Here is a 14862-nt window from a genome sequence, read left to right as displayed (position 1 = left end):
CTTGGCGGTTGCCTTCCACCTCAGTTGATCAGAACCGACGGGGCCCACCGAGGTGATCCCCACGCAGCGATCCAGGGATCGTCGGGCGGTTCGCCGATTTCGGGAAGCCCGATATCGCGGCGCATCCGGTTGGAGAGGCCGGTTGTCTGGTTGACCAGTCGGTGATGCCGCCAGGCTGCCCTGACGAGGCCGGCTGTTGTTCTCCAGATGCCAAATGTACGGCACAGTTCGTCGAGGGCTGCCGGCAGAGTGCCGGCGGCCGGAAATGATGTTTCACGCATGTGTTCATCCCGATGCTGCGACGCGATCGGGTCCTCTAAAAGTTGATTTGGGCTTGGACGCGAATGGTCTCGCGGTGGGCCGGTAGCGTTAGGTCAGTTGGGAAATGCCGAGCCGTCGAAGGTCAGCGTTTAGGCGCTTCGTGAACCCGATGGGTCGACGCAGGATGCGAGATGCATCCCGAGCACAGCAACGAATCCACCAGAAGTGCGCATATTAAAGAGAGTATATGTCATCTCACGCCTCCTATAGTGTGGGTTGCTGACAATGCAGCGTCGCATGAGAGTATTCTCTTCGCAAGTCGCAATTTCGAATTGCAAATATTGATGTGAGATATGTTGCTGAGTTGCAACACCGTTCTGTTGCCCGGGCATCGATACACCAGCGCACGCTGGCTCTGCCGTTCTATGAGACAAGGCAGCTGCCTGCAAAGACTGTCTCTGTGCTACGGCCGCTGGCGCCCGTCGCCTGGAGCGGTGATCGCGGAAGCGTTCCGCCGTTCTTCTCGCTGCCTTTGCTTGCCGAATTTCTTAGTGAAACCGGAAGGACGAGGCTCGTCTGGTCGGGTGTGCTTTTCCGGAGCGTGGCACCTGTTGGCCGATTGATGGCGACCGCATTTATCGGCCGGGACCCAAGGGGGATGATCCCTGCATTGGATGGCGACCGCTACCCGCGCCTAGACAGTGGCAGGCCAGGCCGGCTTCGCTGTTCGAGCGATGCCAGCCTGGCCGAGACCATGCATAGAAGTGTGAGCAAAGGCCGCCGATCCTCCTACCTGCGGTCGCCTAAGCGCGTCGCGATGTCAAAAATTCAGTCGCTGCGCTCTGAGCCTTGTCTTTCCATGTCGCGCAAAACTGCTGGGCTTTTTTGCGCGACATGCTTCTGAATTACTTCAGCTGGCCGGCAGCCTTTTCGATCGCGGCCGCTGCGCAGGCCTCATCGAGATTGCCACCAGGAGCGCCACCCACGCCGATTGCGCCAATCGTGACGTCACCGGCCTTGATCGGTACACCACCGGCGAGCACGAGAAAGCCTTCGATGTTGACCAGCTCGGCTGCGGCCGGGTTCTTGGCGACGTTCTCTGCCATTTTCGAGGTCGGTGTGCGCGAGGATGCGGACGTGAACGCCTTGGCGCGAGCCGCCTCAACCGTATGCGGTCCGGCGTTGTCGGCGCGCACGAGCGCGCGCAGCACGCCAGCGCGGTCGACCACTGCTGCCGTCACGTTGTACTTATCGGCGGCGCAGGCCTGGACCGCATTCGTGGCGATCTCGACGGCGAGGTTCGACGGGATATTCTTTTCGGTCAGCAGTTCGGCCTGGGCGGTGCCGCTGACGATGACGAGCGCGGAAGCCGTTGCGAGAAGGGTCTTGATCATGGCGTGGTTCCTGTCCTTTTTCCGGAGGAAGCGTTTCGCTTTTCCGAAACCAGAACTATCCAATCGGCCCCGCCTGCAGAATCCGCGATGGCACCACCTGGCATAGGTAGGACAACCTATGCCGGTCCCTTATCCGCGAGCGTTAGCCGCACGAACTCGGCCACCGAACTGGTGCCAAGCTTCTCGGCTATCTTCGCCCGGTGCGCATCGATGGTTCGTGCCGATATGTTGAGCGCTGCCGCAATCTCCTTGCTTGCCCAACCCAAGGCGACCATATCGAGAACCTCGCGCTCGCGTTCGGTCAGCCGTGCGAGCTGCAGTCGTGCCTCGCGCTTTTCGAGCCGTGCGTCGAAGCTGGCGAATGCCTGCTGCAGCGCCTCCACCAACACCTCGCCGTCCACCGGTTTGGTCAGGAAATCCTGGATACCCGCCTTGAACGCCCGTCGACAGGCAGCGACGTCGCCATGGCCGGTGATCATGATCGTCGGCCAATCAATGCCGCGCGCGGCCAGTTTCGCGTGCAGTTGCAGCCCCGAAACCAAGGGCATGCGCAGATCGACGATAAGGCATCCCGGCTTCTCCTCATCGATATGCGTCAGGAAAGTCTGGGGATCGCCAAATGTTTCGACATTGATGCCATAAGTGCTGAGCAGAAAGGCGATCGCTGTCCGTACCGCCTCATCGTCGTCGATCAGATAGACCCGGTATTTGCTCACTGCGGCTCCTGTTCCTGCGCACGTGGCAGCGTAATCGTAAACCACGCCCCGCCACCTGCAGCATTTTCCGCTTCTATTCGGCCGTCGACGCGCTCGATCAGGGTCGAACACAGCGAGAGCCCCAGGCCCATGCCATCGGGCTTGGTCGTAAAAAACGGTTGAAACAGCTTGGGAAAAGCATTTGGGGCGATCCCCGGTCCATTATCACGCACAATGATCTTTACCTCGTCACCAATGGCTCGTGTCTCGATTTCGACCTGCGCGTCTTTGGTCCCTGCGCCCTCCAGCGCGTCGGCCGCGTTGCGGATCAGATTGTGTAATACCTGCTCCAGCTCAATCGGATCGACGTCGGCTGCAAGCGGCTCCTTCGTCAGGTCGAGGCTAAACTGGATGCCGCGTCGCTGAAGATCGGAGCCGGTAAGCGCCGCGATTTCGGCAACGATACCATTGATCGCGCTGGTGACGGGCTCGGGCGTGCGGTTGGAGGCGTAGTCGCGCATCCGCCGCAGCATCTCTCCCGCACGTTTCGCCTCGCGGACATTGACTTCAAGCGCGTCTGAGATCAGCCCGATATCGGGCTTTTCCGTGCCGACCAGTCTGAGCGCCGCCTGGCTGCGGCTGAGCATTGCCGTCAAGGGCTGCGTCAGTTCATGCGCTATGCCTGACGCCAGTTCGCCCATGGCGTTGACACGCGAAGCATGAGCAAGCAGCGCCTGCCGCTCCTGCAAGAGCGCTCGGGCTTCGGCCTCTCGCGTCGACTTCTGGGATTTCTGGACGGCGGCGCGCTGGCGCAATGCGAACACCAGCGCGAAAGACGCCAGTCCGGCCATTGCCGCAAAGCCGATCAACGGTCTCAAAGGCAGGAGCGCCTCAGTCGGCATCGGCCGGTCGAGTGACAGCGAGATCCTTTGGCTCTCACTGTCGATCGTCGATTCGAAATGGGCGGGCGCGACGAAAGATGTGTTGCCACTGACGGCATCCTCGGCCGGCAGGTCGAGCAACAGCTGCTCGTTGAGCGTAAGCCTGACGTGCGCCCATCGCGGTTGTTCCTCCTGCTCCAGCAGATGGCGCGCGTCGATGGAAATCACCAGCGCGGTGTCCGAAGGCGCCTGTGCCCGCTTGGCCAGCAGATACCGGCCATTACTGCCGACATAGGCCCCTCCCTTGCCGCGCTGTTGTCGCGTGATTGCGTCGCGCAACGGGGAAAGATCTTCGCCCCCGCCGGAGGGGACTTCGAGCAACAGTTTAGGTGCACCGCCACTTTGTGCAGTTGCGGCGCCTTGCAGTCCGACCTTGTCATCGAGCGAAACAAGCGCGAGCCAGGCGATGCGCGGATAGAAGCGCGCAACACTTTCCATCACCTGCCGGGTGGCGTCCAATCGTGTGGGGTCCGTGTCGCTGGTCAATGCGATCAGGCTGGTCATGTGGGCGTCGTGCTGCGCGGCACGCTGGGATATCAAGCGGTGCAGGGTCCGGCCCGTCACCGCCAGTTCATCGGTCAGCCGCTGCCGCGACGCTTCGACGGAATAGAGCGCAAATGCCGAGACCGCAGCGAGCCACAACGCCACGCCGAACAACCAGGACTTCAAGAGGGCGTTGCTCACTCAAACTCAACCAAGGTCAATGATGACGTGGCTGGTTTGCTGCCGATGTCTTCGGCCTGATCCAACACGCGCAGCGTAAAATGAGCACTCAATTCAAACATGTCTCTGCTTCGCCGGCTACCGTATCCCAACCTGATGATCGACCCCAAAACGTTGGGGGCGTGAGACGTCATACCACACGCACGTGATGATGAAACCTGGCGGAACCTGACGCGCGGTGGCACACACCGCTGCAGCCCCACAGCGCCGCGCGTCATATTAGACGCGCAAAGGTCGCTGTAGCACTTTGAATTGCTGCGCGTGCCATGCAGCAGCCGCATGGCCGGCATGATTTGCTTATAGCCGCTGCGATTTCCATATGAGGTGCAACACCAGAATTCGAACGTGATACCAGCGCCGCGGCTCATCCTGCCGGGCGCGAAGGAGATAACATGGTCGGATCCCAAAAACGCTTGAAGACATGAGCATGCGCGAACGGTGCTGCATGCTCGAAACGGTCGCCGGTGCGCTCGATGCTGTCGCCGAAGAGGCCGAAGACCTGGGCGACGCTCGTTTTGCCGCCAACTCGAAGTGTGTTGCAGGTACGATCCGCGGATATGCCGACAACCTCGGAACGCAGGATCTCAAATCTGCCGAGCTTCTTCTCGAGCTGGGGATTACGCTCGTGCATCTGTCCTCGATGAGATCAACTGCTGCCGTGGCTGCTGTGATGACCCACACACCGGGAGCCTGCCACTAGAGGATTTCCAGGAAAAGCGCGAGCGGTTTTCCGTCCGGAAATGGGTAAAACATGGCGTTAGAGCGTTTCGCGGAAACGCTCTAGCCGTCCTGGCAATGCCGTCATTGGCATCGCCGAATTGGCGAAAGACACTGACGGTTTCAACGGTCGCTGCACCGGGCAGATTGGCGCGCAAGTCCCGCAAGGGTATCCGCGCGCTCGTTGCCAACGAGCCCGGAATGGCCCTTGCACCACGCGATAGCCAGTTGGGGATTGCGAGACAGCTGAAGATCGATCGCCATCCAAAGCCCGGCATTGGCTATTGTCCGGCTTCTGGCCTTCGCATTCGGGACAATCTTTTTCCATCCGTTGTTCTTCCAGATCTGGCGCCAGCTGTTGCAGCCATTTACCGCGTAAACGGAATCGGACCAGACGATTGCGCGTTCGCCTGAGACATTGCCGTTGACCCACAGCGCTGCCTTGAAGAGCGCGGTCAACTCCATTGTGTTGTCGGCGGAAGGTCGGGCGCCGCCAAACTCGGATGCTATTTCCGCGCCATTGCGATAGACGACGAATGCCCATCCGCCTTTGGCAGAGGTCGGTTCATACGAGCCGTCCGTAAAGACGTGAAGGCCCTCGGAAATGGGCAGTATCTCGGCGGTGTGATCGGGAGCACAGAGCTTGGTGAAAATGCCGTTCATCTTGCCATTTAATCCTGTCGCGTACATCTGCCTAACGTTTTACATTCTGAAGCGGGCTCAAGGTAGAAGCCGCCGTACGATCGATACGGGGTTGTGGAAGCGGATGCCGCTCGAAATAGGCTGGCGACGCCACGACCGCGATTGGGACGGGCCGAAAACGCAAGTTGGGCAGGAGCTGGAACGCCTGTCGTTCCAGCTCCTTACGGCGGTTACTCGGCGAAATGAGTCAGCCAGTGGCGCGGCTTGTTGTCCGCCAGCTGAGCGACCCGGTCGATCTCATTGCTCATCGCCCAGGCCATTGGCTGCTGGTGCAACGGCAACATGATCATTTCGTCCTTGACCATCTGGAGTGCCTTGGTCTGCAATTCGAGCCGCTTCGTTCGATCCATTTCGGTCGATGCCTGGATGATCAGCCTATCAATCTCTGGATAGCTCCAGCCACCCCAGTTGAAGACGCCCGCCTTGTCGCTCCTCGTCTCGATCATCTGGAGCAGGATCGAGTAGCTGTCGAGCATCGGCTCGTTCGCCCAGCCGATGAGGTAGACATCAGATAGACCCCCCGTGCGCTTGGGCGCCTGTGCAGCCGTCGGGCCTATGTCGAGCTGCGGCTTGAAACCGGCGCGGCTCAGCATGTTGACGATACTCTGGCAAAGCTCCTCCTCGTTGACATAGGCCTCGTTCGTGCAGACGAGGGTGAAGGGGAGATCGCTGGCGCCGGCTTCGGCGAGCAGCTTTTTTGACAATTCGGGATCGAACGGCACCACCATGTCCAGTGCTTCGGCATACCCGGGAATCTCAGGCGCAATGATCGTCCCCGCGATCCTCGACTTGCCGCGCATGACCCGCTTCTGAATGAGGTCCTTGTCCAGCGCATGGGCGACAGCCTGGCGGACACGCAGGTCGTTGAACTTGTTGTCGACGCCGTTGGCCAGATTCGGCTTGCGGTTGAAGCCGATCATGATGGTGCGCAGGTCGGTGCGCTCCATGACCTTCAGGTCCGGCTGCGCGACAAGGCGCGGAATATCCTGTGCAGGCGCATTCTCGGTGAAGTTGATCTCGCCCGACAACAGCGCGGCTACTCGCGTCGCTGCCGAGATGATCGGTGTGAACTCGATGCGATCGATGTTGGACTGCGACTCGTCCCACCACTCGGCGTTCTTGACGAGAACGGTTTTGCTGTCGGGCGCACGGCTCTCGAGCTCGAACGGACCCGTGCCGTTGGTGTGGTAGGTGGCGTAGCCTTCGATCCTTTTGCCGACATCCGTCGGCTTCAGCGAGTTGTTGTCGGTGAGCCAGGTAGCGTCGAAAATGTGGATATTCGTCAGGTCGTTCAGCAGCAGCGGGGAGGGTCCGACCAGTTCGATATCGACAGTGTGGTCGTCGACCTTCTTCGCCGACTTGTAGGCCGGAAGGTTGCCGCGGAGCGGGGACACCGGATCGCTGACCCGAGTGAGAGAGGCGATTACGTCGTCCGCGGTGAAGTCGGCGCCATCATGGAACTTCACGCCCTCGCGCAGATGGAACCGCCAGACCGTATCCGATAGGGTCTCCCAGGATATCGCCAGCGCCGGCTCGATCTTCAATTCGGCGTCAAAGCGGACAAGCCCCTCATAGACGTGATTGAGAAAAGACAGCGTGTAGCTGTCGCCATAAGAATAAGGGTCGAGCGAATAGATGTCGCGCGAAGCGCCCCATTTGAGCGTTTCCGCGTGGCCAGCCGCGGAAAGCGCAGCCGACATGACGGCCGCGAGGGTCAGTTTCTTGAGCATTCTGCAGTTCTCCCTGGTTGAGGTCACCTATCCCCTTGACGGGAATCTTTTTCGTAAAAGGCACGGACGGCTCGCAGGCGATACGTCGGATCGCCGGGTCAGCCAGTGGCGCGGCTTGTTGTCGGCGCGGACACGATCTGCTCAATCCTGACGGTCATCGCCCGAGACCACCGGCTGCCGCTACAGCGGGAACATGATCAACGCGTGCTCGCGCCACCGTTTCGATCGCCAGACGCTTTGGCGGTCGAGCTCCTTAGCCAGCGAGGTAATCAAGTTGTCAGCGTTGAAATCCGTATGGTTGCCAAACTCGCCACCTTGCGTAGCTTGAAACGCCAAATCTTGTTGTCGATAAGCTGCCAGTCGATTGTCAGCGCAAACACCATCTAAGACTGTCCCGTGCCAACCCTTCATCGACGTGGTTGAGGAACGTTCGATGCGGAATAGGGGTAGAGTGAGAAGATGCACGCCGATCGGCTCAGCGGAGCGTGTTGGGTGTGCGCCACTCGCAAAAAGCCCAGCGGATACGCTGTCGCGGCGGTCTTCCAAGGACCTTGCATCAACACTGCTCCTCCCTAGCTCGTGCCTGCTAATCGGGACCATCGCACACAGACAGCGTTTGTCAACGTAATTGTCGACAATATTGAGTACTATTTATAACGTATTTGTTGACAATCCGGGCGGCCGGTCTTTGCGCCGGAATGGACAATGGATCTGCCCAACCGCAATTTCGAGCTCAGGAAGGTGAGGGGTATCACTCTGCCCGTGGCCCTTCAGCCGAGCGGTGCCCTCCTCGTCGCGGAGGCCTATTCCCCGCAGGACGCTCTGAACTGGTTCGGCGTCAAGGCCGCAAACGCCGCCAACCCGGTCCCCGAGTGCCTCGAACAATTCTCGCCCCATTCCTACGCCGCGGCCGGCAAGGAACTCCACTTCCTTCGTCACCCGGAAGCCCCCGGTCGTCTCTATGCGACCGACGGCATGCGAGCGACCCCTAAGACCACCCGCTTTTGGCTATGAGGGGCAGCACCGGCATTGTTACCTTGAGGTGGCTTAAGGGGCGGTGGGACAGTCTGTATTAGGGTGATCGTTTGTTGCGGAGCGCTCGGAGCTCGGCAAGAAAGGAGGCATAACTGCCGTCTGGCGCAGGGACGAGACTGAGCCTTGGAGGTCCTGGTCCCAGGTTTGCGAATGGTTGTTTCGGCGGCAGCCTTCTTGCCTGGTCGAACCGCGGAGGGGTAGCCGAAGATTGCAAGATGTAGCCTTCGAAGAAGCAGCCGAAGCCCGGCCTGTAGCAGCCGATGGCCAGCGTTCCGTGTCAGCTTTGGCGGAGGGGCGTAGTCGATTCACGAAGAATAAGCTCGACCGGCCAGAGTTCGTGGATCTCGGATGCGGGTCTGCCGGCGAGCAGTTGCAGCACGAGATCGGCGGTGCGCGCGCCGGCGGCGCGCATGGACGAACGAGTGGCGGAGAGCGAGGGGACCATGGTCTCGGGTGTCAGATAGGGAAAGACGTCGTCATGGGCGATCACGGAGATATCGCGTCCGATTTCGAGCCCGATGGAGCGCGCTGCCCGGTATACTCCAAGTGCCGTCATCATTGAGCCGGCGACGAACGCCGTCGGGCGGGGGGTCTGCTCGAGGAAGGAACGCGCGAAGCGGAAGCCAAGCTCGTCGGTAAAGTTGCCGTGGGCGACGAGACGCGGGTCAAACGGGATGCCTCGCTGTTGCAATGCATCTCTGTATCCCTTGTCGCGATGAAGCGAGAACGTTCGGCCCTCGCGCCCATTGATCATCGCGATGCGTCTGTGCCCGAGATCGAGCAGATGTGATGTCGCACGGTGAATGGCGCCCTCATTGTCGATATCGAGCCAGGCATGGGGCACGTCGGTTTCGGAACGGCCATGGACCAGGAAGGGCATGCCGAGCCTGTGCAGCAAGGTGATGCGTTCATCATTCGGTTCCGGCGAATGCACAATCACGGCGTCCACCCGGCCGCTTACGGCCAGCCGGCTGTAGAGTTGGATCTCGCCCTTGGTGGCTTTCTCGTCCATTGGGCTGACGAGGATGTCGATGTCCTGGGTTCCCAATCTCTCCGCCATGCCACTCATGAACTCGGAGAAGTGGAATTCGCCGGACCGCCCCATGACGACGCCGATGGCGCCGGCGCGCCCGGTGACGAGCCGTACAGCATTGATGTTCGGACGATAGCCGAGGCGGGCGGCTTCCTCGGCCACCCTTGTTCGCGTTTTCTCGCTGACCTCGGGATAGCCGCTCAGAGCGCGGCTGACCGTCGTCGGCGAAAGGCCCAGTTGTTGCGCGAACTCCCTTAGCTTCATGCGATACTCGTATCCTCAGCCCTCATTATCCTGCAGGAATATACGCCTTCACCGCCGGTAACAATCCAATTGTCGGCGCGTTCTCACATGCAACTCCGCGCAAGCAAAATAACCAAAGCGTTTTAAATTTTGATCCGACATGCGTAAAGCCATATTTGCCGCTTGTCTCCATCATAAACAATCACGCGCTTTGTAATATATTGAAATATAATAATAAAATTCTGCACACCCATGCATTTGTAGGGAGTTTCTCGAAAGGGTTGACAGAGTTTTCTGCTTCTGGCAGCTTTTTCCAACCAAACCGCTTTCGAATTACTGAGGAGTTTTCGAGCGGCATAGGGGAACCAGGAGGAGTCAACCGACATGAGAGCCATTCTCAGCGCCTTGAGTTTTTGCACGGCCATCGCCGCAGCCGATGTCGTCGTAGCCGCCGAGCTTTCGCTGGCGGCCAACACGACCGGGAAGAACGTCAATTTCATCCGCGAGCAACTCGACGTCTTCGAGAAGCAAACCGGGCACAAGGTGAGCCTGGTCACCATGCCGCCGTCGAGCAGCGAGCAGTTCAGCCAGTACCGTCTGTGGCTTGCCGCCGGAAACAAGGACGTCGACGTCTACCAGACCGACGTCGTCTGGGCGCCGCAGCTCGCCGACCAGTTCGTCGACTTGACCGAAGCGACCAAGGATGTCGTCGGTCAGCACTTCCCGTCGATCATTGCCTCGCAGACCGTCAACGGCCGCCTGGTGGCCCTGCCGGCCTTTACCGATGCGCCGGCGCTCTACTATCGCAAGGACCTCTTGGAAAAACACGGCAAGGCGCCGCCGAAGACCTGGGACGAACTGGCGGCGACCGCCAAGGAAATCCAGGAGAAGGAACGCGCCGCCGGCCAGGCAGACCTCTGGGGCTACGTCTTCCAGGGCAACGCCTATGAAGGATTGACCTGCAATGCGCTCGAATGGGTCAAATCTTCAGGTGGCGGCCAGATCGTCGAGCCGGACGGCACAATCTCGATCAACAACGAGAAGGCGGCGGCAGCCATCGACCGCATCAAGGGATGGATCGGCACGATTTCGCCGCAAGGCGCGCTTGCCTATCAGGAAGAAGAATCGCGCGGTGTCTGGCAGACCGGCAACGCCGTCTTCATGCGCAACTGGCCCTATGCCTATGCGCTTGGCAATGGTGACGACAGCGCGGTGAAGGCCAAGTTCGCCGTCACGCCGCTGCCGACGGCGACTGATGGCGATCAACCGTCCTCGACGCTCGGTGGCTGGAACCTTGCCGTCTCCAAATATTCCGACGATCAGGAAGCGGCGATTTCTCTCGTCAAGTTCCTCGCATCGCCTGAGGTGCAGAAGCAGCGGGCCATCCAGCTCTCCAACCTTCCGACGGTTGCTGCTCTTTACGACGATGCGGAGATTGCCAAGCACAGCCGTTCATGCCGGCCTGGAAGCCGATCTTCGAAAGTGCCGTGCCGCGGCCGTCGGCGGTCACCAAGGTCAAATACAACGAGGTTTCCGCCAAGTTCTGGAATGCCGTTCACAACACGCTGTCCGGCAACGGCACGGCGGCAGAAAACCTGGAACTGCTCGAAGTCGAACTCACGGAGATGAAGGGCGACAGCTGGTAATCCTCCCGGGGGCGAGGGAAGTGCTTCAGGGCCTTCCCTCGCTCCACCGAGCCACTCCGGCGCGCTGGAATACAGGAAATTCCGGACAGAGAACAGTTTCACACTTTCCCCGGAATTGCCTTGGCGGCGCCGTTCCTCTCAGGCCAACCGCTCGGCCGTGCGCCGAATGGCAAGGGTGAGTATAGACATGACCGACCTTTCCCTCGCAGAGCCTCCTGGAACACTCGAGAGTGGTGCCAGAATCGGCTCCGACCTCAATGCTCAGCGCATTCGTTCCGCCTGGGTCTTTCTCGCGCCGACCTTGCTGGTGTTGGCGTTGGTGGCGGGCTGGCCGCTGCTGCGCACCATCTATTTCAGCTTCACCAATGCGTCGCTGACCAACCTTGAGGGCGCCGAGTTCGTAGGCTTCAAGAACTATCTGAGCTGGATCACGCTGAAGAGCGGGCGCACGGTCTATAACGGCCTGCTTGCCGATCCCGCCTGGTGGAACGCCGTCTGGAACACGCTGAAATTCTCGGCGCTATCCGTCACCATTGAGACGGTGTTGGGACTGGTTGTGGCGCTGGTGCTGAACGCCCATTTCCCGGGGCGCGGGCTGGTGCGGGCGGCGATCCTGATCCCGTGGGCCATTCCGACGATCGTTTCCGCCAAGATGTGGGCGTGGATGCTCAACGACCAGTTCGGTATTCTCAACGACCTGCTGCTCGGCCTTGGTCTGATCAGCCAGAAGATCGCCTGGACGGCCAATCCGGAGACCGCGATGGTCGCGGTTTTGATCGTCGACGTCTGGAAGACGACACCGTTCATGGCGCTGCTGATCCTCGCCGGGTTGCAGATGGTGCCGTCGGATATCTACGAGGCGGCCAAAATCGACGGGGTTCATCCCGTCAAGGTCTTCTGGCGGCTGACGCTGCCCCTGATCCGGCCCGCTCTGATGGTCGCCGTGATCTTCCGCATGCTCGATGCGCTGCGCATCTTCGATCTCATCTATGTGCTGACGCCCAACAATGCGCAGACCAAGACCATGTCGGTACTGGCGCGCGAAAACCTGTTCGACTTCGACAAGTTCGCCTATGGCGCCACCGCCTCGACGATGCTGTTCCTGATCATTGCGGCGATCACCGTCGCCTACATGTGGTTCGGCCGGGTCAATCTCGAAGGAGAGCGCTGATGATCGCCACTCTTACCAGACGCACGGCGTTCTATGCCCTCGTCGCCGCCGTTATCATCATGGCCGTCTTCCCGTTCTATTACGCGGTCCTGACGAGCTTTAAATCCGGAACCGCGCTCTTTCGGGTCGATTACTGGCCGACTGAGATCTCCTTCGAGAACTACGCAGGGATCGTCTCGAGCAGTGGCTTCCTGCGCAACCTCGCCAACTCCCTGCTGGTCGCAACCGTCGTCGTCGCGGTGTCGCTGCTGCTCGCGGTCACCGCTGCCTATGCGCTGGCACGGGTGCGGTTTCGCGGACGCGGGCTTTTGCTTCTGACGATCCTGTCGGTGTCGATGTTTCCGCAGATCGCCGTGCTTGCCGGTCTGTTCGAACTCATCCGCTCGGTCGGGCTTTTCAACACGCCGCTGGCGCTGATCTTTTCCTACATGATCTTCACGCTGCCCTTCACGGTCTGGGTGCTTACCACCTTCATGCGGGATCTGCCGGTCGAGATCGAGGAAGCGGCGATCGTCGATGGCGCCACACCCTGGGTGATCATCACCCGGGTGTTCATGCCGCTGATGTGGCCGGCGCTGGTGACGACGGGCCTGCTCGCCTTCATCGCCGCCTGGAACGAGTTCCTGTTTGCGCTGACCTTCACGTCCTCAGACAGCCAGCGCACCGTGCCGGTCGCGATCGCGCTTCTTTCGGGCAACAGCCAGTACGAAATTCCGTGGGGCAACATCATGGCCGCATCGATCATCGTCACCGTGCCGCTGGTGATCCTCGTTTTGATCTTTCAGCGGCGGATCATTTCCGGGCTCACGGCCGGCGGCGTCAAAGGATAGGGGAGAAAAACATGGCAGAGCTTCAATTGCGCAACGTGCGCAAGTCCTTCGGCGCCTTCGAGGTGATCAAGGGCGTCAGCATGGATATCCGGGCCGGCGAGTTCATGGTCTTCGTCGGACCGTCCGGCTGCGGCAAGTCCACGCTGCTGCGCTTGATTGCCGGGCTCGAGGAAATCACGGGCGGCACGCTTTCCTTCGACGGGCAGGTGGTCAACCAGTTGACGCCGTCGAAGCGCGGCATTGCGATGGTGTTCCAGTCCTACGCGCTTTACCCGCATATGACGGTCTTCGAGAACATGTCTTTCGGCATGCAGCTTGCGGGCAAGGACAAGGAGAGTTGCATAAAGAGGGTGGAAGCGGCGGCAGAGATGCTGCAGCTCACACCCTATCTCAAGCGACTGCCCCGGCAGCTCTCCGGTGGCCAGCGGCAGCGCGTCGCGATCGGCCGCGCGATCGTACGCGACCCCAAGGTCTTCCTGTTCGACGAGCCGCTCTCCAATCTCGATGCGGCACTTCGGGTCGCGACCCGGATCGAGATCGCCAAGCTGCATCGCAGTATGCACAAGACGACGATGGTCTATGTCACGCATGATCAGGTCGAGGCGATGACATTGGCAGATCGCATTTGCGTGCTACGGGATGGCGTGGTCGAACAGATCGGCACGCCGCTCGAACTCTATGAGAGCCCGAATTCGGTGTTCGTCGCCGGCTTTATCGGCTCGCCGAAGATGAACTTCCTCTCGGGCGCTCTTGCTGCCCCCTACGACGCCCACACGATCGGCATCCGTGCCGAGCATCTGGAAATCAGGGCGGGCGACGGCAAATGGTCAGGGACGGTGGTGCATTCCGAGATGCTGGGGTCCGACAGCTACATCTATCTCGATATCGGCTCCGCCGAACCGGTCATCATCCGGGAAGGCGGCACCTCGCTTCACCAACCGGGAGAGATCGTACAGATCTCGCCGGTCGGCGACAACATTCACCGCTTTGATGCGTCGGGGCAGGCCCTGGGCCGTGCGCCCATGAGAGGGGCCGCCTGACAAGCCCTGGTGCACCGAGACGGCCTTAAGTTTCGGGGTCGCCGATCGATGGCGACCCCATCGATCGTAAGACGACGTGCCCGCGACGGGCAAACATGCAAGGAGAATGAACGTGCCTATCAGAACAATCGTATGGGGCGAGAATATCCATGAGCAGACCAATGAGGTGGTCAGGAGCATTTATCCGAACGGGATGCACAACACGATCGCGGCGGCGCTGAACACGGACGTCTCGATCGAGGCAACGACGGCGACGCTGCAGGAACCGGAGCATGGCCTGAGCGAGGCGCGGTTGGCGAAGACCGATGTGCTTCTGTGGTGGGGGCACAAGGACCACGGTGCGGTCAGCGACGAGGTCGTCGAGCGCGTTGCCAAGCGCGTCTGGGAAGGCATGGGCCTGATCGTGCTGCATTCCGGCCACTTCTCCAAGATCTTCAAGCGGCTGATGGGCACGCCATGCGCATTGAAGTGGCGCGAGGCCGGCGAGCGTGAACGGCTGTGGGCGATCAACCCGCGTCATCCGATCGCCGAAGGCATCGGCGAGAACTTCGTGCTTGAGAACGAGGAGATGTATGGCGAGCAGTTCTCCGTGCCGGAACCGCTCGAAACCGTGTTCATCTCCTGGTTTGCCGGCGGCGAGGTGTTCCGTTCGGGTCTGACCTGGCGTCGGGGCGCCGGCAACATCTTCTATTTCCGCCCGG

General features: G+C 60.4%; 14 protein-coding genes and 1 pseudogene. 7 read left to right on the top strand and 8 right to left on the bottom strand.

The window, feature by feature from the left end; genetic code table 11:
• Window positions 1–20 precede the first annotated feature (20 nt).
• The 4 genes from BKP54_RS32475 to BKP54_RS32460 all read right to left on the bottom strand — a co-directional run bounded on the left by BKP54_RS32475 (window position 21) and on the right by BKP54_RS32460 (window position 3975).
• On the bottom strand, window positions 21–281 hold the full coding sequence (locus BKP54_RS32475) for a DUF1127 domain-containing protein (protein WP_198956899.1): 261 nt from the start codon (window positions 279–281) through the stop codon (window positions 21–23).
• A gap of 885 nt (window positions 282–1166) precedes the next feature.
• Window positions 1167–1655, bottom strand: coding sequence for a heme-binding protein (locus BKP54_RS32470; protein ID WP_057205824.1), 489 nt, complete (start codon window positions 1653–1655; stop codon window positions 1167–1169).
• A 116-nt stretch (window positions 1656–1771) separates the two neighbouring features.
• Complete coding sequence (locus tag BKP54_RS32465) at window positions 1772–2371, bottom strand: response regulator (protein WP_025429612.1); 600 nt, start codon at window positions 2369–2371, stop codon at window positions 1772–1774.
• The gene (locus BKP54_RS32460; protein ID WP_128090553.1) at window positions 2368–3975 is read right to left on the bottom strand and encodes an ATP-binding protein; all 1608 of its coding nucleotides are present in this window, start codon (window positions 3973–3975) and stop codon (window positions 2368–2370) included. Before BKP54_RS32460 ends, BKP54_RS32465 begins: the two co-directional genes overlap by 4 nt.
• Before the next feature lie 466 nt (window positions 3976–4441).
• On the opposite strand from BKP54_RS32460, the gene BKP54_RS32455 reads away from it, so the two are divergent.
• A complete protein-coding gene (locus tag BKP54_RS32455; protein ID WP_348626782.1) occupies window positions 4442–4714 on the top strand; it encodes a hypothetical protein in 273 nt (90 codons plus the stop codon).
• A gap of 140 nt (window positions 4715–4854) precedes the next feature.
• Here BKP54_RS32455 and BKP54_RS32450 read toward each other — a convergent pair whose 3' ends face one another.
• The 3 genes from BKP54_RS32450 to BKP54_RS36280 form a co-directional block, all read right to left on the bottom strand.
• Complete coding sequence (locus tag BKP54_RS32450; RefSeq protein WP_084815518.1) at window positions 4855–5394, bottom strand: ribonuclease H; 540 nt, start codon at window positions 5392–5394, stop codon at window positions 4855–4857.
• Window positions 5395–5603: 209 nt separating this feature from the next.
• On the bottom strand, window positions 5604–7163 hold the full coding sequence (locus tag BKP54_RS32445) for an ABC transporter substrate-binding protein (RefSeq protein ID WP_084815517.1): 1560 nt from the start codon (window positions 7161–7163) through the stop codon (window positions 5604–5606).
• Between the two features lie 180 nt (window positions 7164–7343).
• Entirely contained in the window at window positions 7344–7709 is a 366-nt protein-coding gene (locus BKP54_RS36280; RefSeq protein WP_210190579.1) for a hypothetical protein, read from the bottom strand.
• 159 nt (window positions 7710–7868) lie between these two features.
• Between BKP54_RS36280 and BKP54_RS32435 the strand changes: the two genes are divergently transcribed.
• Window positions 7869–8177, top strand: coding sequence for a hypothetical protein (locus tag BKP54_RS32435; RefSeq protein ID WP_084815515.1), 309 nt, complete (start codon window positions 7869–7871; stop codon window positions 8175–8177).
• Window positions 8178–8475: 298 nt separating this feature from the next.
• On the opposite strand, the gene BKP54_RS32430 is transcribed toward BKP54_RS32435, so the two are convergent.
• Window positions 8476–9495 carry a substrate-binding domain-containing protein gene (locus BKP54_RS32430; protein WP_025429608.1) on the bottom strand — a complete coding sequence of 340 codons (1020 nt, stop codon included), beginning with the start codon at window positions 9493–9495 and terminating at the stop codon, window positions 8476–8478.
• A gap of 363 nt (window positions 9496–9858) precedes the next feature.
• On the opposite strand from BKP54_RS32430, the pseudogene BKP54_RS32425 reads away from it, so the two are divergent.
• From BKP54_RS32425 to BKP54_RS32405, 5 genes and pseudogenes are all read left to right on the top strand, one after another.
• A pseudogene (locus BKP54_RS32425) lies at window positions 9859–11120 on the top strand (ABC transporter substrate-binding protein).
• A gap of 187 nt (window positions 11121–11307) precedes the next feature.
• The gene (locus BKP54_RS32420; RefSeq protein WP_057205809.1) at window positions 11308–12291 is read left to right on the top strand and encodes a sugar ABC transporter permease; all 984 of its coding nucleotides are present in this window, start codon (window positions 11308–11310) and stop codon (window positions 12289–12291) included.
• The gene (locus BKP54_RS32415) at window positions 12291–13121 is read left to right on the top strand and encodes a carbohydrate ABC transporter permease (RefSeq protein WP_084815514.1); all 831 of its coding nucleotides are present in this window, start codon (window positions 12291–12293) and stop codon (window positions 13119–13121) included. Before BKP54_RS32420 ends, BKP54_RS32415 begins: the two co-directional genes overlap by 1 nt.
• An 11-nt stretch (window positions 13122–13132) precedes the next feature.
• Window positions 13133–14161, top strand: coding sequence for an ABC transporter ATP-binding protein (locus BKP54_RS32410; protein WP_084815513.1), 1029 nt, complete (start codon window positions 13133–13135; stop codon window positions 14159–14161).
• A gap of 112 nt (window positions 14162–14273) precedes the next feature.
• Window positions 14274–14862 (top strand): ThuA domain-containing protein (locus BKP54_RS32405; protein WP_084815528.1); only part of this gene is annotated, 589 nt, incomplete at its 3' end.

The organism is Ensifer sp. 1H6 (assembly GCF_001976035.1).
Classification (GTDB): Bacteria; Pseudomonadota; Alphaproteobacteria; order Rhizobiales; family Rhizobiaceae; genus Ensifer; species Ensifer canadensis.
This window is presented reverse-complemented; position numbering and strand designations above follow the sequence as displayed.

Excerpts from the sequence above, each read along its gene's own strand:
- BKP54_RS32475 (WP_198956899.1), bottom strand. The coding sequence starts at position 281 with ATGCGTGAAACATCATTTCCGGCCGCCGGCACTCTGCCGGCAGCCCTC.
- BKP54_RS32470 (WP_057205824.1), bottom strand. The coding sequence starts at position 1,655 with ATGATCAAGACCCTTCTCGCAACGGCTTCCGCGCTCGTCATCGTCAGC.
- BKP54_RS32455 (WP_348626782.1), top strand. The coding sequence starts at position 4,442 with ATGCGCGAACGGTGCTGCATGCTCGAAACGGTCGCCGGTGCGCTCGAT.
- BKP54_RS32450 (WP_084815518.1), bottom strand. The coding sequence starts at position 5,394 with ATGAACGGCATTTTCACCAAGCTCTGTGCTCCCGATCACACCGCCGAG.
- BKP54_RS32445 (WP_084815517.1), bottom strand. The coding sequence starts at position 7,163 with ATGCTCAAGAAACTGACCCTCGCGGCCGTCATGTCGGCTGCGCTTTCC.
- BKP54_RS32435 (WP_084815515.1), top strand. The coding sequence starts at position 7,869 with ATGGATCTGCCCAACCGCAATTTCGAGCTCAGGAAGGTGAGGGGTATC.
- BKP54_RS32430 (WP_025429608.1), bottom strand. The coding sequence starts at position 9,495 with ATGAAGCTAAGGGAGTTCGCGCAACAACTGGGCCTTTCGCCGACGACG.
- BKP54_RS32420 (WP_057205809.1), top strand. The coding sequence starts at position 11,308 with ATGACCGACCTTTCCCTCGCAGAGCCTCCTGGAACACTCGAGAGTGGT.
- BKP54_RS32415 (WP_084815514.1), top strand. The coding sequence starts at position 12,291 with ATGATCGCCACTCTTACCAGACGCACGGCGTTCTATGCCCTCGTCGCC.
- BKP54_RS32410 (WP_084815513.1), top strand. The coding sequence starts at position 13,133 with ATGGCAGAGCTTCAATTGCGCAACGTGCGCAAGTCCTTCGGCGCCTTC.